The sequence below is a fragment of the Serratia ureilytica genome, assembly GCF_017309605.1.
Lineage (GTDB): Bacteria > Pseudomonadota > Gammaproteobacteria > Enterobacterales > Enterobacteriaceae > Serratia > Serratia ureilytica.
Genome location: NZ_CP071320.1, coordinates 1,874,191 through 1,893,721, shown reverse-complemented (window position 1 = coordinate 1,893,721; position 19,531 = coordinate 1,874,191). Strand labels below are relative to the sequence as shown.

18 protein-coding genes are annotated in these 19,531 nt (G+C 59.2%); 9 read left to right on the top strand and 9 right to left on the bottom strand.

Features of this window, described 5'->3' with window-relative positions; all coding sequences use genetic code 11:
- Window positions 1-30 precede the first annotated feature (30 nt).
- Window positions 31-993, top strand: coding sequence for a Dyp-type peroxidase (locus tag J0X03_RS08735; RefSeq protein WP_033643584.1), 963 nt, complete (start codon window positions 31-33; stop codon window positions 991-993).
- A gap of 26 nt (window positions 994-1,019) precedes the next feature.
- Here the strand turns inward: J0X03_RS08735 and arsC are convergent, their stop codons facing one another.
- The 3 genes from arsC to J0X03_RS08720 form a co-directional block, all read right to left on the bottom strand.
- Window positions 1,020-1,451, bottom strand: a complete 432-nt coding sequence (gene arsC / locus J0X03_RS08730; protein ID WP_103101018.1) for a glutaredoxin-dependent arsenate reductase — start codon at window positions 1,449-1,451, stop codon at window positions 1,020-1,022.
- Between the two features lie 14 nt (window positions 1,452-1,465).
- On the bottom strand, window positions 1,466-2,755 hold the full coding sequence (locus J0X03_RS08725) for an arsenic transporter (protein WP_103101017.1): 1,290 nt from the start codon (window positions 2,753-2,755) through the stop codon (window positions 1,466-1,468).
- Between the two features lie 69 nt (window positions 2,756-2,824).
- Complete coding sequence (locus J0X03_RS08720; RefSeq protein WP_033650826.1) at window positions 2,825-3,151, bottom strand: metalloregulator ArsR/SmtB family transcription factor; 327 nt, start codon at window positions 3,149-3,151, stop codon at window positions 2,825-2,827.
- Window positions 3,152-3,301: 150 nt separating this feature from the next.
- On the opposite strand from J0X03_RS08720, the gene J0X03_RS08715 reads away from it, so the two are divergent.
- The 4 genes from J0X03_RS08715 (at window position 3,302) to J0X03_RS08700 (ending at window position 6,272) form a co-directional block, all read left to right on the top strand.
- Window positions 3,302-4,411, top strand: a complete 1,110-nt coding sequence (locus J0X03_RS08715) for a YbdK family carboxylate-amine ligase (RefSeq protein WP_103101016.1) — start codon at window positions 3,302-3,304, stop codon at window positions 4,409-4,411.
- A gap of 95 nt (window positions 4,412-4,506) precedes the next feature.
- Entirely contained in the window at window positions 4,507-4,686 is a 180-nt protein-coding gene (locus J0X03_RS08710; RefSeq protein ID WP_103101015.1) for a hypothetical protein, read from the top strand.
- Window positions 4,687-4,899: 213 nt separating this feature from the next.
- Complete coding sequence (locus J0X03_RS08705) at window positions 4,900-5,496, top strand: hypothetical protein (protein WP_046687361.1); 597 nt, start codon at window positions 4,900-4,902, stop codon at window positions 5,494-5,496.
- Window positions 5,497-5,498: 2 nt separating this feature from the next.
- Complete coding sequence (locus J0X03_RS08700) at window positions 5,499-6,272, top strand: DUF3307 domain-containing protein (protein WP_103101014.1); 774 nt, start codon at window positions 5,499-5,501, stop codon at window positions 6,270-6,272.
- 48 nt (window positions 6,273-6,320) lie between these two features.
- Here J0X03_RS08700 and mgtA read toward each other — a convergent pair whose 3' ends face one another.
- Together mgtA and J0X03_RS08690 are read right to left on the bottom strand one after the other, a co-directional pair.
- The gene (gene mgtA / locus J0X03_RS08695) at window positions 6,321-9,020 is read right to left on the bottom strand and encodes a magnesium-translocating P-type ATPase (RefSeq protein ID WP_033643589.1); all 2,700 of its coding nucleotides are present in this window, start codon (window positions 9,018-9,020) and stop codon (window positions 6,321-6,323) included.
- Between the two features lie 242 nt (window positions 9,021-9,262).
- Window positions 9,263-9,961 carry an MgtC family protein gene (locus tag J0X03_RS08690; RefSeq protein WP_025303346.1) on the bottom strand — a complete coding sequence of 233 codons (699 nt, stop codon included), beginning with the start codon at window positions 9,959-9,961 and terminating at the stop codon, window positions 9,263-9,265.
- Between the two features lie 501 nt (window positions 9,962-10,462).
- Between J0X03_RS08690 and J0X03_RS08685 the strand changes: the two genes are divergently transcribed.
- Together J0X03_RS08685 and J0X03_RS08680 are read left to right on the top strand one after the other, a co-directional pair.
- On the top strand, window positions 10,463-12,643 hold the full coding sequence (locus J0X03_RS08685) for a glycoside hydrolase (RefSeq protein WP_069100619.1): 2,181 nt from the start codon (window positions 10,463-10,465) through the stop codon (window positions 12,641-12,643).
- 61 nt (window positions 12,644-12,704) lie between these two features.
- Entirely contained in the window at window positions 12,705-14,090 is a 1,386-nt protein-coding gene (locus J0X03_RS08680; protein ID WP_033643591.1) for a CoA transferase, read from the top strand.
- On the opposite strand, the gene J0X03_RS08675 is transcribed toward J0X03_RS08680, so the two are convergent.
- Entirely contained in the window at window positions 14,087-14,962 is an 876-nt protein-coding gene (locus tag J0X03_RS08675; protein WP_033643592.1) for a LysR substrate-binding domain-containing protein, read from the bottom strand. The genes J0X03_RS08680 and J0X03_RS08675 overlap by 4 nt on opposite strands.
- 101 nt (window positions 14,963-15,063) lie before the next feature.
- On the opposite strand from J0X03_RS08675, the gene J0X03_RS08670 reads away from it, so the two are divergent.
- The gene (locus J0X03_RS08670) at window positions 15,064-16,479 is read left to right on the top strand and encodes a pyridoxal phosphate-dependent decarboxylase family protein (RefSeq protein ID WP_046688509.1); all 1,416 of its coding nucleotides are present in this window, start codon (window positions 15,064-15,066) and stop codon (window positions 16,477-16,479) included.
- A 12-nt stretch (window positions 16,480-16,491) separates the two neighbouring features.
- Here the strand turns inward: J0X03_RS08670 and J0X03_RS08665 are convergent, their stop codons facing one another.
- Complete coding sequence (locus J0X03_RS08665) at window positions 16,492-17,133, bottom strand: GNAT family N-acetyltransferase (RefSeq protein ID WP_033643593.1); 642 nt, start codon at window positions 17,131-17,133, stop codon at window positions 16,492-16,494.
- 794 nt (window positions 17,134-17,927) lie between these two features.
- On the opposite strand from J0X03_RS08665, the gene rcsA reads away from it, so the two are divergent.
- A complete protein-coding gene (gene rcsA / locus J0X03_RS08660) occupies window positions 17,928-18,557 on the top strand; it encodes a transcriptional regulator RcsA (protein ID WP_019453510.1) in 630 nt (209 codons plus the stop codon).
- A 217-nt stretch (window positions 18,558-18,774) separates the two neighbouring features.
- Here the strand turns inward: rcsA and dsrB are convergent, their stop codons facing one another.
- Window positions 18,775-18,975 (bottom strand): protein DsrB, encoded by a 201-nt coding sequence (gene dsrB, locus J0X03_RS08655; protein ID WP_033643594.1) that lies wholly within the window; start codon window positions 18,973-18,975, stop codon window positions 18,775-18,777.
- A 322-nt stretch (window positions 18,976-19,297) separates the two neighbouring features.
- The gene (gene cspE / locus J0X03_RS08650; RefSeq protein ID WP_004935122.1) at window positions 19,298-19,510 is read right to left on the bottom strand and encodes a transcription antiterminator/RNA stability regulator CspE; all 213 of its coding nucleotides are present in this window, start codon (window positions 19,508-19,510) and stop codon (window positions 19,298-19,300) included.
- Window positions 19,511-19,531: the final 21 nt, after the last annotated feature.

Genomic DNA, 19,531 nt, shown 5'->3' with positions numbered 1-19,531 from the left:
TTTCACCCGAACACACTGGAGCCGAATGCAATGAATGCAAATAACACCCCGCCGCAAGCCGTATTCACGCCGGTCACGCGCCATGCCATTTTCATCGTCGCCACCCTGTCGCCCGTTCCCGCCCATCTGGCGGCGGTGCGCGCCTGGTGCGGCGATATCGCCGCCGTGGTACGTTCGGTCGGCAAACGCGCGCCGGCGGGCAATCTCACCTGCGTCTGCGGCTTCGGCTCCGAGGCCTGGGATACGCTGTTCGGCGCGCCGCGCCCTCGCCAGCTGCATCCGTTCAGCCCGATCGGCAGCGGGGAGCGCGTTGCGGTCGCCACGCCTGGCGACATCCTGCTGCACATCCGCGCCGATGAAATGGATCTGTGTTTTGAACTGGCCTCTCAGTTGACCGCCAAGCTCGGCGACGCCGTGACGGTGATCGAGGAGGTGCACGGCTTCCGTTATTTCGATCAGCGCGCCATGATCGGCTTCGTCGACGGTACGGAGAACCCGGAGGGGCACGAAGCCTTCGACTACACGGTGATCGGCGACGAAGACGCGGCGTTCAGCGGCGGCAGCTATGTGCTGGTGCAGAAATACCTGCACGATATGCAGGGCTGGAATTCGCTCAGCGTGGAAACGCAGGAGAAGATCATCGGCCGCCATAAACAGTCCAACATCGAGCTGGATGAAGCGGTCAAACCGTCGTCGTCGCACAGTTCGTTGACCACCATCACCGACGAGCAAGGCAACGAGGTGAAAATTCTGCGCGACAACATGCCGTTCGGCCGCCCCGGCCTGCGCGAGTTCGGCACCTACTTTATCGGCTATGCGCGCTCCCCGCAGCCGATCGAGCAGATGCTGGAAAACATGTTTATCGGCCGCCCGGCCGGCAACTACGATCGGCTGCTCGATTTTAGCCACGCGGTGACCGGCACCCTGTTCTTCGTGCCTTCTGCCCCGCTGCTGGAAGCGCTGGCCGATCGCAGCGGCGCCGAACTGCACTGATTGGATGAAATGCGGGGCCGCAGCGATTAGCCGTTGGTTATCCTGTGGCCCTGCGCATCAATCACCGGCTCCCCGTCCTCTTTGCTGAAGGCGCCGCGCTGCGGATCCGGCAGAATCTCCAACACCACCTCCGACGGACGGCACAAACGCGTGCCGAGCGGGGTCACCACAATGGGGCGGTTGATCAGGATCGGCTGTTGCAGCATGAAATCGATCAGTTGATCATCGCGCCAGCCGGCTTCGTCCAGCTTCAGCTCGGCGTAAGGCTCGACGTTTTTGCGCAGCAACGCGCGCGGCGTCATGCCCATTTCGTCCAGCAACGCAATCAATCGTTCGCGGCTTGGCGGCGTTTCCAGATACAAAATAACCTCTGGCTCAACGCCACTGTTGCGGATCAACGCCAACGTATTGCGCGACGTGCCGCAGGCCGGGTTATGGTAAATCTTGATGTCGCTCATGACGGTTTCTCCGGTCAGGGCAAAACGGACAACCGCAATGCCAGCGCGGCCAGGGTGACAAACAAAATCGGTAACGTCATCACCAGCCCCACGCGGAAATAATAGCCCCAGGTAATGACGATGTTCTTTTGTGCCAACACATGCAGCCACAGTAACGTCGCCAGGCTGCCAATCGGGGTAATTTTGGGGCCGAGATCGCTGCCGATAACGTTAGCGTAAATCATCGCCTGTTTGATGACGCCTTCCGCACTGCTGCCGTCGATAGACAACGCCCCCACCAATACCGTCGGCATGTTATTCATGATGGAAGAGAGAAATGCGCTCAGGAAACCGGTGCCAAACGTCGCCGCCCACAGCCCCTGCCATGCCAACGCGTCCAGCACACCGGAAAGCCAATCGGTCAAACCGGCGTTGCGCAACCCGTAGATCACCAGATACATGCCCAGTGAGAAAATGACGATCTGCCAGGGCGCCCCGCGCAACACTTTACCGGTATCGATCGCTCGCCCGCGTTTCGCCACCGCCAGCAAAACCAGGGCGCCGCAAGCGGCGACCAAACTGACGGGCACGCCGAGCGGCTCCAGGGCGAAAAAACCCATCAACAACAGCGCCAATACGGCCCAGCCGGTCCGAAACGTCGTGCGATCGCGAATCGCTTCCCGTGGCACCGGTAAACGCGTCAATGCGTAGCGCTGCGGAATATCCTTGCGGAAGAACAGATGCAACATCACCAGCGTCGCCGCGACGGCGGCAAGGTTGACCGGCACCATCACCGCCGCATACTCCGTAAAGCCCAGCCGGAAGAAATCCGCTGAAACGATATTTACCAGGTTGGACACCACCAGCGGCAGGCTGGCAGTATCGGCGATAAAGCCCGCCGCCATGACGAAAGCCAGCACGGCAGCAGGACGAAAACCGAGCGCCGACAGCATGGCGATCACGATCGGCGTCAGAATCAACGCGGCGCCGTCGTTCGCGAACAACGCTGCCACTACAGCCCCTAGCAGCAACATGTAGGTAAACAGCCATCGACCTTTGCCGTTGCCCCAACGTGCGACATGCAAGGCGGTCCAGGTGAAGAAGCCGCTTTCATCCAGCAGCAGGCTAATGATGATGACGGCGATGAAGGTCGCGGTCGCATTCCAGACTATCTGCCACACCACGGGAATATCACCGACGTGCACCACGCCGCTCACTAATGCCAATCCCGCCCCGATCGACGCACTCCAACCGATGCCCAGCCCTTTCGGTTGCCAAATCACCAAAATCAACGTCAGAATAAAGATTGTCCCTGCCACTATCATCGTCGCCTCGCTGCTTCTTCAAGTTTATATATATGTTTTTTCGGATATGTTAAGACAAATTTTTTATCGTTACGGGCAACCTTTCGCCGCGCGTTGCGCCAATTCCATCATCTGTTCTGATCGGCACTGATAAGCCTGCTCAATAATAGCCGCCGCCCAGGCCGGCATATGCGGCGACAGGCGATAATGTATCCACTTGCCATCGCGCCGATCGAGCAACAGCCCGCTTTCACGCAGCATCGCCAGATGTCTTGATATTTTTGGCTGCGGCAGCGCCAGTGCGCCCGACAGCTCGCACACGCACAGCTCGCCGGCGTGGCGCAGCACCAGCACCAGCGTCAGACGCGTCTCATCCGACAAGTTTTTAAACAGCTTCAGCGGCGTCAATGACGTCATGTCGCACTCCCGTTAACCTTTATCTGCTCGACAAATCGCTCGTGAAAATATCACTTTCATATTCGAAAAAGCAAATATAAAACGCAAGGCGTTATCCCCAGCCCAACAACTTATACTTATCTTACGCTGTTTTTATGGGAAGGAGGCGCCATGCCGCTCACATTCAAACCGTCGGAAAGACTCTCCATCGGCACCGAAATAGAGCTGCAGCTGGTCGATGACGAGCACTACGATCTTACGGATCGGGCTGACCGGGTGGTCAGCGCGGTCGGCGACCGCCGACGCGTCAAACATGAGCTCACCAAGTCGATGGTGGAACTGAACAGCTCGGTGCACCGCGATCTCGATGCGCTGCACGCCGAGCTGCGCGCCCTGACCGATACCGTCCGGCGCAGCGCACGACGCCTGGGCTGTGACGTCTGCGGCGGCGGCCGCCACCTGAGCAACGACTGGCGCAAGCAGGTCATCAGCGACAACGCGCGCTACAGGCAGCTGGCCAGCCGCTTTGGCTATCTCTCCAAACTGGCCTGCGTATTCGGTCAACACATCCACCTCGGCGTCAACGACGGAGACGAGGCGATGTACCTGTGCCATGCGCTGACGCCCTATTTTCCGCAGCTGATCGCGCTCAGCGCTTCGTCACCGCTGTACCAGGGCGTCGATACGCGCTTTGCCAGCTCCCGTTTCAGCGCACAGAATTCTTTCCCCAATTACGGCTGCCTGGAACACATCTACAGCTGGCGCGAATTCAACGCCTACTATGATCGGCTGCATGCCGCCGGCGTCATCGACAGCGTCAAGGATATTTACTGGGATGCGCGGCCGAAACCGGAGCTGGGCACGGTAGAGATCCGCATCTGCGATACGCCGCTGCGCCTCGCGCACGCCACGCTGCTGGTCGGTTACTGCCGTCTGCTGGCCGATTTTCTGTTGCAACACCGCACACCGATCGCGCCGGAGTACGATGCCTTCACCAGCTACAACAAGATCAACGCCTATCGCAGCGGTTTCGCCGCCGAATATGTCGATCCCGCCACGCTGCGCCGCTGCAGCCTGACTGCACATATCCTGCACACCCTCGACACGCTGAGCGGCTTCGCCGAGCGGCAGGAGGATCGGGCCGTGCTGCAGGCGGTCGAGCGCCATGTGCGCCGGGGCGTCAGCGATTCGGAGCATATCCGCCAGATGTTGCACAACGGCCTGCCGCAAACCCAGGTCATCAAACGCCTGTGCGATGAGCTGTTGCAACCGGCAAGTTAAGTTTCGGCTATCGATTCCATACGCCAAAGCGGCTGTTCATTATGTGCTCTTTCGCTACAATCGTGAGCACTGACATTCACCGCATCGAGGACACTATGTACAATTTCTCCCGCTATCAGGCAAAAGAACTGGCGCTGGCTTACATGAGCGGCAAAAAGCACGATCTGTCGCCGCAGGAGTTTTTGCAGCAGCTGAAAAACAGCGAAAGATCGTTTGAGCACCTGCTGAAACACGGCAGTGAAATGCCGCGTGACGTGCTGGTCAAAAGCTTCTGAACGGCCGGTCGCCGGCCTCTTTCCGTCTACGCCGCCGGTGGCGGGCCTGACAGGTCCGCGCATTCCCGGCCGTCTCTCTCCCTTTCTCTTCGCCCCCGGCGTTTCGCCTCCACCGACCAACACCCGAAAAATTCGCCTTTAGAGACGAATTGTTGACATATTCGTATTCAGGTGCGAATTTATAGCCATCCCCCATCCACAACGGATCACGCCATGCCGACGCCAATCAGCGTAATCAGCGGCGATCTGGTCGATTCTCGCCGGTCAGACACCGTCAACTACCTCAACGGGCTGCACAGCCTGCTCGATCGGCTGCAGCGCGACGGGCGGCTGCGCCAGGTGGAAATCTTTCGCGGCGATGCCTTCCAGGCGCAGGCCGCGCCGGAGGACGGGCTGTTGCTGGCGGTGTATATTCGCACTGCGCTGCGGGCGATGGGCGCCGCGCACTGGGATGCGCGCATCGCCGTCGGGCTGGGTAGCCAACGGCCCGACGCCGCCGGTTACGGCAGCGCCTTTATCAACTCCGGCAGCGCGCTGGACGCCATGACGAAAAATTGCCGCCTGGCTCTGAAAACCGACAACGATCGGACAAACGCCATTGTCAGCGATCTGCTGCCGATGTTAGATCATGTCATTGGCCGCTTGTCGCAGACCGAAGCGCGCATCGTCCAGGCGAGAATGTTCGCCGACAGCGGCGCGGCCGTAGCCGAGCAGCTGCAAAAAGCCGCTTCCACGGTCTCCGCCACGCTCAAACGCGCGGCCTATGAGGAGATCATGCGGTTTATCCACGCCATTAACAGGATCGTCTGACTATGGATCTGACCTATGCGCCTTTACTGGCCTGGCTGTTGATCGTCCATCTGCTGGCGGATTTTCCGCTGCAGCCGCTGAGTTGGGTGGAAGATAAAATCCAACATCGCGCGCGTTCGCGTTTTCTGCTGTTGCACGCGTTGCTGCATGGGGTGCTGGCCGCCTGGGTGGTGGCCGGTTTCGGCCTGCTGCACGGCGGACTGTCTTCACTGCAGGTGCTGGTCAGCCTGCTGGTTATCGCCGTCAGCCACTACCTGATCGATTTGCTGAAAGTCACCGCCATGATCCGCCTGAGCCCGGCCCGCAGCTTTCTGCTCGATCAGGGATTGCATCTGGCGGTGATCACCTTGCTGTGGCTGGGGCTGACGCCGAATGCCGGTGAACTGCTCGCGGCGTTGGGACGGCAACTGGGGAGTTGGCAAACCGGCCTGGTGCTGGTGGCCTACAGCCTGATTTATCTGCCGATGAGCCTGCTGATTGGGCAACTGCTGGCGCGCTGGACGCCGCAAATGCCGCCTTCGGCCAAGGCCGACAACGATTCGCTGCTGCGCGCGGGCAAACAGATTGGCTATCTGGAAAGAACGCTGATCCTGACCTTTGTGCTGCTGGGGCAAATTCCGGCGATCGGTTTTTTGCTGGCGGCCAAATCTATCTTCCGTTTCGGCGATCTGCGCCAAAGTGACGATAAGATGCGTACCGAGTATGTGCTGCTCGGCACGCTGTTTTCCTTCACGCTGACCATCATGCTCGGCCTGCTGGTCAACAAACTGCTGTAGCGGTGCGGGGGCGAAGAATTTCGCCCCCGAAGTGAACGCCGAGGCGGCTTAGAGCCACTCGCCGAAGCGGCGGATATAGAAACGCTTCATCAACTGTGCGACCACGCAGTAGCTGACCAGCGTAGCGGCCAACCACGGGAAGTATTCCCACGGCAGCGGCTGCAAGCCAACCAGGGCGCCGAGCGGCGAGAACGGAATGTAGATGCCGAGCGCCATCACCAACCCGGTGGTCAGCAAGACCGGCAGCGCCGCCGTGCTCTGAATGAACGGGATCTTCTGGGTGCGCAACATATGCACCACCAGCGTTTGCGACAGCAGCCCCTCAATGAACCAGCCGGACTGGAACAGCGCCTGGTGTTCCACGCTGTTGGCGGCGAACACGTACCACATCAGCGCATACGTCGTGATATCGAAGATTGACGAGGTCGGCCCAATCCACAGCATAAAGCGCCCGATGTTTTTGGAGTCCCACTTGCGCGGCTTGCGCAGGAACTCTTTGTCCATCTTGTCCCACGGCAGCGACAGCTGAGAAATGTCGTACATCAGGTTCTGAATCAACAGGTGGATCGCCAGCATCGGCAGGAACGGGATGAAGGCGCTGGCCACCAGCACCGAGAACACGTTGCCGAAGTTGGAGCTGGCGGTCATGTTCAAGTACTTGATGATATTGCCGAAGGTCTCGCGCCCTTTGATTACCCCCTCTTCCAGCACCATCAGGTTCTTTTCCAACAGGATGATGTCCGCCGACTCCTTGGCGATATCGGTACCGGTGTCGACCGAGATGCCGACGTCGGCGTCGCGCAGCGCCGGCGCATCGTTGATGCCGTCGCCGAGGAAGCCGACGGTATGGCCGTTGGCCTGCAGCATTTTCAGCACCCGCGATTTTTGCAACGGCGTCAGCTTGGTGAAGACCGTGCGCTGTTCCACTTCGCGCGCCAGTTCTTCGTCATCCATCTGTTCAATCCGCAGCCCGGAGAGCGGCTCGCCCGGCTCCAGCCCGACGTCGCGGCAAATCTTGCAGGTGATCACCGGGTTGTCGCCGGTCAGCACCTTCACCGTCACGCCATTTTCCTGCAGCGCGGCGATCGCCTGCTGAGCGCTCTCCTTCGGCGGATCGAGGAAGGTCAGCAGCCCTTGCACCACCATATCGCGTTCGTCGGCCACGCTCAGCGGTTCGGCCGGGCGCTGCGCATCCAGCTCGCGCGTCGCCAGCACCAGCACGCGGAAACCGTCTTCGTTATATTCTCGGGCCAGCGCCTGCAACGCCGCACGGCGCGCGTCGTCCAGCACCAGCGTCTGATCGCCTTCGCGCACGTGGGTGGCGATCTCCAGCATCTCCTCCACCGCGCCCTTACAGATCAGCTGCTGGCGGCCATTCTCATCCGCCACCACGATCGACAAACGGCGGCGCACGAAATCGAACGGCAGCTCGTCCACCTTGCTGAAACGCCCCAGGGCTTCAATCCCCGGTTTGCCGCGGCCAAAGCGGATCACCGCCTGATCCATCAGGTTCTTCATGCCGCTCTGATGGAAGCTGTTCAACCAGGCCAGGTGCAGCACCTCGTTATCTCTGGCGCCGTTGACGTCGATGTGGTGCTCGAGAATGATGCGGTCCTGGGTCAGCGTGCCGGTCTTGTCGGTGCAAAGCACGTCCATGGCGCCAAAGTTCTGAATGGCGTTCAGACGCTTCACCACCACCTTGCGACGCGACATGGCGATCGCCCCTTTCGCCAGGTTGGAGCTGACGATCATCGGCAGCATTTCCGGCGTCAGGCCGACCGCCACCGCCAGCGCGAACAGCGCCGCTTCGCTCCAGTCGCCTTTGGTGAAGCCGTTGATCAGCAACACCACCGGCACCATCACCAGCATGAAGCGAATCAACAGCCAGCTGACGCTGTTCACCCCGCGATCGAACGCAGTCTGCGCCCGTGTCCCGACGATCGATTTGGCCAACGAGCCGAAGTAGGTGCGCCCGCCGGTCGCCACCACCACCGCCGTAGCGGTACCGCTGGCGACGTTGGTGCCCATCAGACAGATGTTGGAGAGCTCAAGCAGCGCGTTCTCGCTGGATACTTCCCCTTCGCTCGACTTCTGCGCCACGTTGCCCATCGCATCGTATTTCTCGATAGGGATCGCCTCGCCGGTCAAAATCGCCTGGCTGATGAACAGATCGCGCGAGGCGATAAGACGCACGTCGGCCGGCACCATGTCACCGGCGGAGAGCTGGATGATATCCCCCGGCACCAGTTCGCGGATCGGCACTTCCAGCGTCAGCGGATGCGCGCTGTAGCTGCTGCGGCGCAGCACCGTGGCGGTAGTGCGCACCATCGATTTCAGCGCTTCCGCCGCTTTGTTGGTGCGGTATTCCTGCCAGAAACGCAGCAGCCCGCTCAGCGTGACCATGGTCAGGATGATAATGACGCCGGTGAGTTCAGTTTCTTCACCGCTCTGGAGCGGCAGCCAATAATCGGTAAAGAAACTGATCGCAGCCAGCACCATCAGCACGAAGATAAACGGGTTGTTGAAGGCCTTGATCAGCTGGATCAAGGCATGCGGCGCCTTGTCATGGGCGACCTGGTTGGCGCCGAACTGCTCCAGCCGCTCATCGGCGTCGTCCTGGGTCAAGCCGTTGCGGTTGCACTTCAGGTTCGCCAGCGTTTGAGCGATGCTGTTGGTGGCCTCTTGCGCAATGGCGTAGGTCACCGCGTCTTTATCACGGCGACGCGTTCTTTCATTAATCTGAGTCATAACGCTATTCTCTTATTTTAGTTCTGCGCACAGCGAAGCCCCGCCCGATAAACAGGTGACTATGCGCAGCTTGGAATTTTTTATTAGCGTGACTAAATGGCGGAATTACCCTGTCGCCACGCTGGGATCATTTTCCTTCCGGGGTCATCGTCCATAACGCCTCCTTAATGTTCAGCGTTATTCAAGGCGTGCATGAATAAACCTGAACATATAATCAAGTTAATCAATATTTATATCATTAATCAGACCGGTAATTCGGACGCGACGCGCCAGCGAACGGCACTCACGCTTTTTTCCAGACTGACGCGGCAGACAATACCTTCGATTTCTTTTTGCGCGGCCGGCGTAGCGGTAATTTCCGCGCACACTTCCAATTGCCCCGGGCTCGAAATATCGGCGCTGCGCAAGGATTGCAGCCGCAAGGCGACGCCGTTCAGCGCCTGCAGGATCAGGGTGCGCACCAGAATTTCGTCCTGCTCGCCGCAGGTCACCTGAATGCGATAGCACAGTTCCAGATCGGTCGCCTGCTGATGCGGCTGCAGATTGATGCGCTGCGCGGCTTCGCGCAGCAGGATATTGGCGCACAGGATCACCAGCGTAGCGACCACCGCATCCCAATGCTGGCCCAGGCCGCACAGTACGCCGATCCCCGCCGAACACCACAGCGTGGCGGCGGTATTGAGGCCGCGAATATTAAGCCCTTCACGCATGATCACGCCGGCGCCGAGGAAGCCAATACCGGATACGATCTGCGCCGCCACGCGGCCGGCGCTGGCCGGATCGGTGGACATGGAGCTGAGAATAAAGACCGCCGCGCCGGTCGCCACCAGCGCATTGGTGCGCAGGCCGGCCATGCGTTGGCGCCACTGGCGTTCGGCGCCAATGACCGCGCCCAGGCACATCGCCAGCAATAAATTCAAAACGAAAGGAGTCATAGCCATGACTGTCCCCTTAATTAACCGCAGGAGATAAAATCATGTGCTGTTTAGCACACGCGAAATCGCGCTGAAAATAAATCAGCGAATCAGCGTGCTGTGCCTGGAGGGAAAAGGCTGTGGCTGCAGAATACCATAATAACGTCCAACTCAATTCACCTGAAACCGTCAGGCATCAGGAAACGTTTCTTATTCGGGTATGCACAGCTCAGAAATAACTGGAGAGGGGTGCTGCCCGCCGATAACGGCAAGCAACAAATCAGAAGAGAATTGGTCAGCTTGCCTTATTTGTTTTATTACAACTACAACTGTCCAATTGGGTTTCTCCACTGAAATTTTGGCTGAGTATAGTGACGTCGGGTAATGAAGTAAAGGCTAATTTATTAAACGAAAAATAAACTGGAATACGGCGTTTATATTTCGATGTCACAAATAGAAGATGGCGACATTGGGTGACACTGCGCTTATCGGTAAACTGCCCTCTTTCATCTTCCAAGGACGCCCCTGATGAAACAACGGTTTTCCCCGCTCGCGCTGGCGCTGCTCATCAGTTTTCCCGCCGAAGCCTTACTGCTGCAGCAAGGCGACGTGCAGTTTGAACTCGACCCTGCCACGCTGCATATCGCCGCAGGCCCGGTGCCGATCAATCTGGCGCAGCCTGCGCAGCAGGTAACGGATCTTACCGCAACGCCACGACGCGCCAGCTGGCGATGGCCGCAACGCGCAATCAACGTCAGCGCCCGTCTGGAAGGCGGCGATCTGCGCCTGAGCTTCAGCAGCGATCGGCCGCAAACCCTGAACTGGTATCGTATGCCGCAGGGGGAAACGCTGCTGTTGCCGATCGGCGAAGGCAGCCGCATCCCGCTGGACAACGCGGTCTGGCGTCATTACCTGACGACGGAAATGACGCCGCTGGATACCAACTGGGATCTGAAACTGCCGCTGTGGAGCCTGCAACACCAGGGTAAGGTCTACAGCTGGCTGATGTTGACGCCGTTCAGTAACCAGATAGCCTTCGCCACCGCGCAGGAAAAGCTGGCGATGCGCGCCAGCCACCAATTCAATCGCTTCAATCAACAACAGGCATTCGAGGTGCTGCTGCACGTCGGCAACGCCCCGCTGTCCGGCGCCCGCCGTTACCGCGACTATCTGCAACAAAACGGCCGGTTCAGCAGCCTGCGCGAGAAGATCAAGCAGGCGCCCGAAGGCGAAAAGCTGATCGGCGCTACCCATATCTATCTGTGGGGCGACCAATTGCTGGCGGCGGAAGATGTCAAGGATTGGCCGGGATTACTGCACTACTTCGCCTCTCCCGCCGCCGAAGCGCTGCGGCAGAAGATGGACGCCGAGAGCAGAAGCTTGCTGCTGCGGCTGGCGGGAAAAACGCCGGAGGGCTGGCAACAACAGCCCCTGATCGACGGCATCAACCGGGCGTTGACGGCGCAGTTCGCGCTTGGCGCGACGCCGGATGACGCCGACTTTCTGCAGGCGCAACAGCGCCAGGCCGCCGCAGTGCGGGCGCTGGCGCAACGGGAGCTGGGACGCTGGTTAACCCCAGCGGACGGTTGGGGGCAAGGGTTGGCCAAACCGTTGATCGACGCGCTGCGCCAGGCCGGTTTGCCGCGCCTGTGGTTGGGCACCGATAACTGGACCGCCGCCTTCCTGCACCCACAAGCGGTAGCCGCCGCCAAAGCGGCCGGTTATCTGATCGCCAGCTACGACTCCTACGATACCGCCATCGCGCGCGGCGTCAACGACAGCTGGCTCACCGCGCAGTTGCCGACGACGCTGCGGGAATCCTGCGCCATCGTGCGTGCAGACGGCAGCAGGAAACCCGGCTTCGGTAAACAGGGTTATTACCTCAATCCAGGCTGTGTCCTGCCCTATTCTCAACAGCGCATGCGCGAACTGGTGCAATTGGCCGGGTTGAACAGCCTGTTTCTCGATGTGGACGGCACCGGCATGGTGTCCGACGACTATCAGCCCGACCACCCAACCGGCGCGGCGCAGATGGCCGAAGCCCGCAACGCCCGGCTCGCCTGGTTCAGCGCCACCCTTAAGTTGCCGCTGGGCTCAGAGGATGGCAACGCAGTGACCGCGCGCAGCCTGATGTTCGCCCACGGCATGGAAACCTGGGGATTCGGCTGGGGAGATAAACAGATGAATCAGGATAAATCCTCGCCCTATTATCTCGGCGCTTGGTGGCCCAACGCCCAACCGGCGTTTTTCTTCCGCCCCGCCAAAGTGAAACAGCCCTACCGTACCGTCGAATTCGATCCGCGTTACCGCCTGCCGCTGTATCAGGCCGTTTTCCACGATGCTATCGTCAGCAGCCACCACTGGAATTACGACAATCTGAAGTTCAGCGACGTTCAGACCACCCGCAGCCTGCTCAGCCAGCTGTACAACACCGCGCCGATGTTCCACCTGAGCCGCACCACTCTGGCGGCGCGCTTACCGGCGATAAAACGCGCCGATGCCGCCTTCCGGCCGCTGCATCAAGCCTTGTGGGATAAAGCGTTAACCGACTTCCGCTGGCTCGATCGGGACGGCTGGGTGCAACAGACGACGTTCAGCGACGGATCGACCCTGACCGCCAATTTCAGCGCGCAACCTTTCGGCGGCGTGGCGCCCCACAGCGTACGCGCCAAACTGGCCGACGGCCGCACTCTCGACGTCGCACCTTAGCAAGGCCGCCGACAGTGGGCTACGCTAGGCTATATTTCCGTTTACCCACAAGGAGCGGCCGATGACTCCCCTGATCCACACTCTGCTCGACGAGATTTGGCAAAGCCTCGGGCAATGCCCTGCCCCCGCCGATCGCCTCACCGTAAGCGGCACCGGCGCATTGCCTTCGGCTTTTCCCGTGACCGAATTGGCCACCGCCGCCTGGAGCGCCGCAGGTTTAGCCTGCGCCGAGCTGCTGCGGCGCGAGGGCGCCGCCGCGCAGCAGGTTTGGGTCGATCAACGCCTGGCCTCGCTTTGGTTCGGCTGGACGCTACGCCCGCTGGGTTGGACGCTGCCCGCCGCCTGGGACGCGCTGGCCGGCGACTACGCCACGGCGGACGGCTGGATACGCCTGCATACCAATGCGCCACACCATCGGCGAGCGGTGGAACAGGTGCTGGGCCCGGCATCGAAGAAAGGCGCGCTGGCGGAACGTGTGCTGGCCTGGAAAAAAAGCGAGCTGGAGGAAGCGGTGATCGCGGCCGGCGGCTGCGCAGCCCAAATGCGTTCGGCGGCCGCGTGGCGACAACATATTCAGGGTAAAAGCGTGGCGCTCGAACCGCTGATCCACACCGCATTGCAGCCGGAAGCGCCATCGCCCGGCTGGACGCTACCCGTCGCCCGGCCGCTGCACGGCGTGCGGGTACTGGACCTGACGCGCATTCTTGCCGGGCCGATCGCCACGCGTTTTCTCGCCGGCTTGGGCGCCGACGTGCTGCGTATCGACCCTTACGGGTGGGATGAGCCCGGGGTCGAACACGAAGTGATGTTGGGCAAGCGCAGCGCGCGCCTCAATCTGACCAATGCGCGCGATCGCCATACGTTTGAGCACCTGCTGAGAAACGCCGACGTGATCGTGCACGGCTACCGCGCCGGCGCGCTGGAGAAACTGGGCTATGGCGCGGAGGAAAGGCACGCGCTGGCGCCGGGCCTGATCGACGTCTGCCTGAATGCCTACGGCTGGAGCGGGCCGTGGCGCACCCGGCGCGGTTTCGACAGTCTGGTGCAGATGAGCTGCGGGCTGGCGGAGGCGGGCATGGTTTGGCGCAGCGCCAGTTTGCCGGTGCCGCTGCCGGTACAGGCGCTGGATCACGCCACCGGCTATTTGATGGCGGCGGCGGTGCTGACCGGTATGACGCAGCGCCTGTACCGCGGCACCGGCTATCGCGCGCGCTTGTCGCTGGCGCGGACGGCGCAGCTGCTGCTGGCGCATCCCTACCCGACGCATTATCGGCCGGAACCGCTGACACCGGCCGGAAGCGCCGACGAGAACCCTGAAACGGAACTGACTCACTGGGGGGCCGCGCAACGCCTGCGCGCGCCGTTGAGTCTGCAGGGCACGGCGCTGCAATGGGCGCTGCCGGCGACCACGCTCGGCACCTCGCAACCGGAATGGCTACGCCGCTAAATCGCCGCCAACTGCTGCTGAAGCCACTGCAGCAAGCGGGTGACCGCCGGCGTCAACCCGGCGGTCTGCGGCCATGCCAGATAAACGTCGTCATCGCTCAGGCGACAGGGCGCGGCCAAGGCCACCAGCCTCCCCGCGTCGAGAGCATCCTGCACCAGCAGCTTTTTCGCCAACGCGATGCCAAACCCTTGCTCCGCCGCGCGAATCAATAATCCGGCATCGTTGAACAACGCCTGTTGCCGCCCGCATAACGGGCGCCCCTGCGCGTTGAACCAGTCGCGCCAGGGACTGACGTCGTGCTCGAGCAACGGAATATCGCCACCGTTCTCGAAAGCCGCCCCCCATTCTCGCGCCATATCCGGCGAAGCGACAGGCAACACGTCCCCCGAGGCGATGCGCTGCGCCTGCAGCCCCGCCCATTGACCGCTGCCGATGCGGATCGCCGCATCGAACCCCCGCTGCGACAGATCCTGCAGCGCCAGCGACGCATCGATATCCAGCGCAATATCGGCACAGGCCTCATGAAAAGCCGACAGACGCGGCAGCAGCCAGTAATGGGCAAAAGACGGCAACACGCTGATGCGGAGCGTCTGGCTTGCCGCCGCTCGCCGGGCGCGGGCGACGCCCTGCTGCAGCGCCTGCAGCGCCGGCTCTACCGCCGCCAGCAACTCTCGCCCGGCGGCATTCAGGCGCACACCGCGCCCGCGCCGTTCAAACAGCGGAGAGCCGACCGCCTGCTCCAACAGCTGAATTTGCTGGCTGACCGCGCCGTGCGTCAAATGCACCTGTTGCGCCGCAGCGCGCAAATTTTCCAACCTGGCGGCGATCGCAAAGGTCGGCAAGACATGCAAGGGAATGCGTTCACTCATCATTGGTTAACCAGGCTATCCAAAAAGGTTATTTTTCATCGATTTTGACCGGCAGGCAAATGTTCTATGTTTACCCCATCATCCCTGACGCTTTCGGAGCCGCCATGCACCCACGTTTACAACAGGACCTCGCACAGTTTCCGCAGATCCTCGATCACACCCGCCAACTGGCGGAAGATTTCCTGGCTGGGCTGCAGCAACGCTCGGTCTGCCCACCGCTCGAGCATCAGCAGCTGCAACCGGGCGACGATCGGCTCGACGAAAACGGCGAAGGCGCCCTGGCGGCGCTGGAGCGCTTTTGGCAACGTTATCAGGCCGGCATTTCCGCCAGCGCCGGCCCGCGTTATTTCGGCTTCGTCACCGGCGGCGGCACCCCGGCGGCGGTCGCAGCGGACTGGCTGGTTAGCGTGACAGACCAAAATAGCCTGCTCAGCCATGATACCATCGCAGCCACAATCGAGCTGGCGGCCGTGACGCAATTGAAATCCCTGCTGGGCCTGCCGGAAACGTTCAGCGGCAGCCTGGTCAGCGGCGCGACCATGGCCAATTTCACCGGGCTGGCCATTGGTCGGCAGTGGCTGGGGCAACAGCGCGGCGTGGATATCGCCCAACAAGGCCTGGCGGCGTTGGGCCCGATCCGGGTTCTTGGAGCCAATCCGCATTCCAGCAGCGTGAAGGCGCTCAGCATGCTCGGTATCGGCCGCGAGGCATTGACGATCGTCGCCAGCCTGCCGGAGTCTGAAGCCATGGATATGGCGGCGCTGGAGCGGCAGCTGGCCGCTAGCGCAGGCCAGCCAACGTTGGTACTGGCCAGTGCCGGCACGGTCAATACCGTCGCTTTCGACGATCTGCCGCAACTGCTGGCGCTGCGAGAGCGTTATCCATTTTGGCTGCATGTCGATGCGGCATTCGGCGGCGTGGCGGCCTGCTCGCCGCTCTACGCCCCAAGGCTCGAGGGCTGGCAGCATGCCGATTCCATCACCGTCGATGCGCACAAATGGCTGAACGTGCCTTATGACAGCGCGATCCAATTTACCCGCCATCTGGATCTGCAGATGCAGGTATTTCAGAACCATTCGGCCTACCTGGAAGCACCGACGCTGCGGCCAGACAACTATCTGCATCTGACGCCGGAAAATTCGCGCCGCTTCCGCGCCCTGCCGCTTTGGCTGACGCTGAAAGCCTATGGCCGCAGCGGCATACGAGATATCGTCGAGCGCAATGTCGAACTGGCGCAGGCGCTGGGAGCGGCGTTAGCGGCCGAGGACGGTTTCCATCTGTTGGCGCCCGTGAATATGAACGTGGTGTGCTTTGCCCTCAGTCATCCACAGGGCGACAGCGAAGCGGCGCGCGATCGCTTTCTCGAACGCCTTAGCCGGCATGGGGTGGCGCGTTGCACCCCTACGCGTTATAACGGCCAGCCGGGGATCCGCGCCGCGCTGGTCAACTGGATGACGGAGGAACAGGACATTCGCCTGACGCTGGACTCGCTGCGCCATTGCCTGGCGGAGACGGCCTAAACGCCTGGCGCCTCACCCGGGCTGGAAGGCCTGCAAACGCCGTTCTTGCCGCCCGTCGTCGCCGATGTTATCCGGCGACAGCCAGGCGGCAAACGCCGAGCGCAGCGCCGGCCATTCTCCATCGATGATCGACAGCCAGTCGGTGTCGCGCGTGCGTCCTTTGACGACGACCGCCTGACGGAACGTGCCCTCATAGCGAAAGCCAAAACGCTCGGCGGCCTGACGCGAAGGCAGATTGAGGCTATCGCATTTCCATTCGCAGCGCCGGTAACCCAGATCGTCAAACAAATGGCGCAGCATCAGGAAAATGGCCTCGCTGCCGAGCGCACTGCGCTTCATCAGCGGGGACCAGTTGATGGTGCCCAGTTCAGCCGCACCGTTGGCGGGATCGATGCGCAAAAAAGCGCAGGTTCCTACCGCGCGCCCGTTCGCCTGATCGATCACCACCATCGTGCGCCTGTCGGCGCTGGACGCCAGGGCCTGCAGGTAATGCTGAAAATCCTCGCGCGTCTGCGGCCGCGCCCAAAACAGATAGGTCCAGTCGCGGTCGTCCTCGGCGGTTTGATAAGCCTGATAAAGCTCGTCGCCCCAGCGTTCGAGGTTCAGCGGTTCCAGGCGGCAAAACCGCCCTGACAGTAACGCTTGCCCGGGCATGCCTGCCGGCTGCCAATGAGGGAGGGCATCGCCTATCGGCTGCCCATATTGATTTTGTCTCACCGCGACATCCTGTTTTTGAAAGGTGCAAGAGCAAATTAAAACCGGCACGGGTCAGAAACAACTCCGACCTGCCGCCGCCCCTGCCGACCGGCTGGCAAGACGATAGTTTAGAAAAATCACTCAATCACCGATAAACATTCACACAAATGATTTCATATGAAATAAATATCCACATAACCTATTGTAAAATGGTGATTTATGGCAACAATTAAGCTACACATTCCAGCAATAATGTTAACTTTTGTTTGTTGTTATGATAAAAACAGAAGCGCTTATCATTAGCGAAAGGTGCCAAGACAATCATAACGCAATGATTTTTATGATTAAAAATAGAAGAACCTAGAAGCGAGTGCTTTTTGAGCACTTAAAAAGCACGCTAAAAGACTTCAAAAAAAAGACACATGAATTTTTTTTAAGACTTTTCCTAGCAAACTAAAATTTTGTTTCGTGACATGATGAACAGATTATCAGCAGACAATGCCGGCAGGCGCGGGCGCCAAGCGCGAATCAGGCCCATCATGCCGACGCCGGGCGAGTAGCAGATCGCTCTGACTTAAGCCAAACTTATAGATTCATGCGATTAATAAGTTTAGTATGAAAATATCATTGAGTGCCGTCGTGTTTATTGATAGAACACTCGCTACACTGAATTATTGTTCCATTTTGCCTTTCGGCTTTTTAGGCTTTTTCTCATATTACCGCAGTAAAACGGATTTAAGTGGGGGTGCGATATGCCAACGATTATCATGGATTCATGTAGCTATACCAGATTGGGGTTAACCGACTATCTGACTTCGCATGGCGTGAAGAAGCGCCATATTAATGCCATCGAGGACATTGACAGCCTGCATGAAAAATGCAGTAAGTTGAATCCTAGCCTGGTGTTTATTAACGAGGACTGCTTCATCCATGAAGCAAACGCCACGGAGCGAATAAAACGGGTGATTTCACTGCACCCGGATACGTTATTCTTCATCTTCATGGCTATTACCAATGTACATTTCGACGATTATTTATATGTTCGCAAGAACGTCATCATATCGTCAAAATCCATCAAACCAGAGACTATGAATCAGCTACTTAGTCATTATCTCGAGAAAAAATCCCTACGGGTGGAGAAATCCTCTCTGGATCAAACGCCGGTGACGCTGAGCCAAACTGAATCGAACATGTTACGCATGTGGATGTCAGGGCAAGGCACCATCCAGATATCAGACCAGATGCAAATAAAGGCCAAAACGGTCTCTTCCCACAAGGGAAACATCAAGCGGAAAATAAAAACGCACAACAAGCAGATCATTTACCACGTTGTCCGTTTGACCGACACATTGACTAGTGGAATATTCGTCAATAGCCGCTGAACCGTAGAGAACGCCCCCACTTTGTTTACCCATCGTTAAATATCCGGTGATAACGTAATCCGGTTCTCAAACGCTGGGATAACCAAAAGAATACCTGCTGCGTTATCCCCCGCTAGCGCAACGGGTATTTTTATGTCGTCGATAAAAAAATTCTTACCGCATTGAAATAATCTCAAAATAGACAGTTTCGTTAGAAAATTAATGAGATTATTCGAAGTTACTGCCCGGGCGCGCCGCAAGGCTCCACAAAAGTGCCGTCACGGCTGTCGATTTCATTAAAAAACCACACGCCCGCCGGGTAGTCCTCAAGAGACACCAGATACATGGTACCTTCGTTGAAGACCTCTACGGCCAGAATGACGCCTTCGCGCCGTGGGCCGCCATCTGTTTTTACCGTCACTCGATCGTTAACCTGCATACCCTTCCCCATTCTTTGCGATTGGCATCAGTGTATTACAAAACCCCGGGTGAAGGACACCGCCCCAGCCCTGCCGGTCTCTGCTATCAGCGTAGCAGCCGCCTGGATTTTCACTTTCTTAACGGTTTGACCGCAGAATCTTAAGCCGTCCTCGCGTAACCTGTCTTCAGGCGTTTCCCCCCCAGAGAAGCGCTTGCAAATGAAGAAGTAACAAGGAACTTTTGCCCGCAGACTTGCGGGCTTTTTTTTTTATGCGCCGTCAAATTGCAGGCATAAAAAAACCCGCCTCGGCGGGTTTTATTCAATCAGCGGTAGACGCCAATTAGATAGCGGTAACGTTAGCCGCAGATGGACCTTTCGCACCGTTCTCGATAGAGAACTGTACGTTCTGGCCTTCAGCCAGGGTCTTGAAGCCTTGATCCTGGATAGCAGAGAAGTGTACGAATACGTCTTTGCTGCCGTCTGCTGGGGTGATGAAACCAAAACCTTTAGCTTCGTTGAACCACTTCACTTGACCTTTGATCATGTTGGACATGTCTAATTTCCTTCAATAATA

Coding starts and splice junctions, on each gene's coding strand:
- J0X03_RS08715 (WP_103101016.1), top strand. CDS start 3,302: ATGCCGCTCACATTCAAACCGTCGGAAAGACTCTCCATCGGCACCGAA.
- J0X03_RS08735 (WP_033643584.1), top strand. CDS start 31: ATGAATGCAAATAACACCCCGCCGCAAGCCGTATTCACGCCGGTCACG.
- cspE (WP_004935122.1), bottom strand. CDS start 19,510: ATGTCCAACATGATCAAAGGTCAAGTGAAGTGGTTCAACGAAGCTAAA.
- J0X03_RS08710 (WP_103101015.1), top strand. CDS start 4,507: ATGTACAATTTCTCCCGCTATCAGGCAAAAGAACTGGCGCTGGCTTAC.
- dsrB (WP_033643594.1), bottom strand. CDS start 18,975: ATGCAGGTTAACGATCGAGTGACGGTAAAAACAGATGGCGGCCCACGG.
- J0X03_RS08675 (WP_033643592.1), bottom strand. CDS start 14,962: ATGATGAGTGAACGCATTCCCTTGCATGTCTTGCCGACCTTTGCGATC.
- J0X03_RS08665 (WP_033643593.1), bottom strand. CDS start 17,133: ATGCCCGGGCAAGCGTTACTGTCAGGGCGGTTTTGCCGCCTGGAACCG.
- J0X03_RS08705 (WP_046687361.1), top strand. CDS start 4,900: ATGCCGACGCCAATCAGCGTAATCAGCGGCGATCTGGTCGATTCTCGC.
- J0X03_RS08670 (WP_046688509.1), top strand. CDS start 15,064: ATGCACCCACGTTTACAACAGGACCTCGCACAGTTTCCGCAGATCCTC.
- rcsA (WP_019453510.1), top strand. CDS start 17,928: ATGCCAACGATTATCATGGATTCATGTAGCTATACCAGATTGGGGTTA.
- J0X03_RS08680 (WP_033643591.1), top strand. CDS start 12,705: ATGACTCCCCTGATCCACACTCTGCTCGACGAGATTTGGCAAAGCCTC.
- mgtA (WP_033643589.1), bottom strand. CDS start 9,020: ATGACTCAGATTAATGAAAGAACGCGTCGCCGTGATAAAGACGCGGTG.
- J0X03_RS08690 (WP_025303346.1), bottom strand. CDS start 9,961: ATGGCTATGACTCCTTTCGTTTTGAATTTATTGCTGGCGATGTGCCTG.
- J0X03_RS08685 (WP_069100619.1), top strand. CDS start 10,463: ATGAAACAACGGTTTTCCCCGCTCGCGCTGGCGCTGCTCATCAGTTTT.
- J0X03_RS08700 (WP_103101014.1), top strand. CDS start 5,499: ATGGATCTGACCTATGCGCCTTTACTGGCCTGGCTGTTGATCGTCCAT.
- arsC (WP_103101018.1), bottom strand. CDS start 1,451: ATGAGCGACATCAAGATTTACCATAACCCGGCCTGCGGCACGTCGCGC.
- J0X03_RS08720 (WP_033650826.1), bottom strand. CDS start 3,151: ATGACGTCATTGACGCCGCTGAAGCTGTTTAAAAACTTGTCGGATGAG.
- J0X03_RS08725 (WP_103101017.1), bottom strand. CDS start 2,755: ATGATAGTGGCAGGGACAATCTTTATTCTGACGTTGATTTTGGTGATT.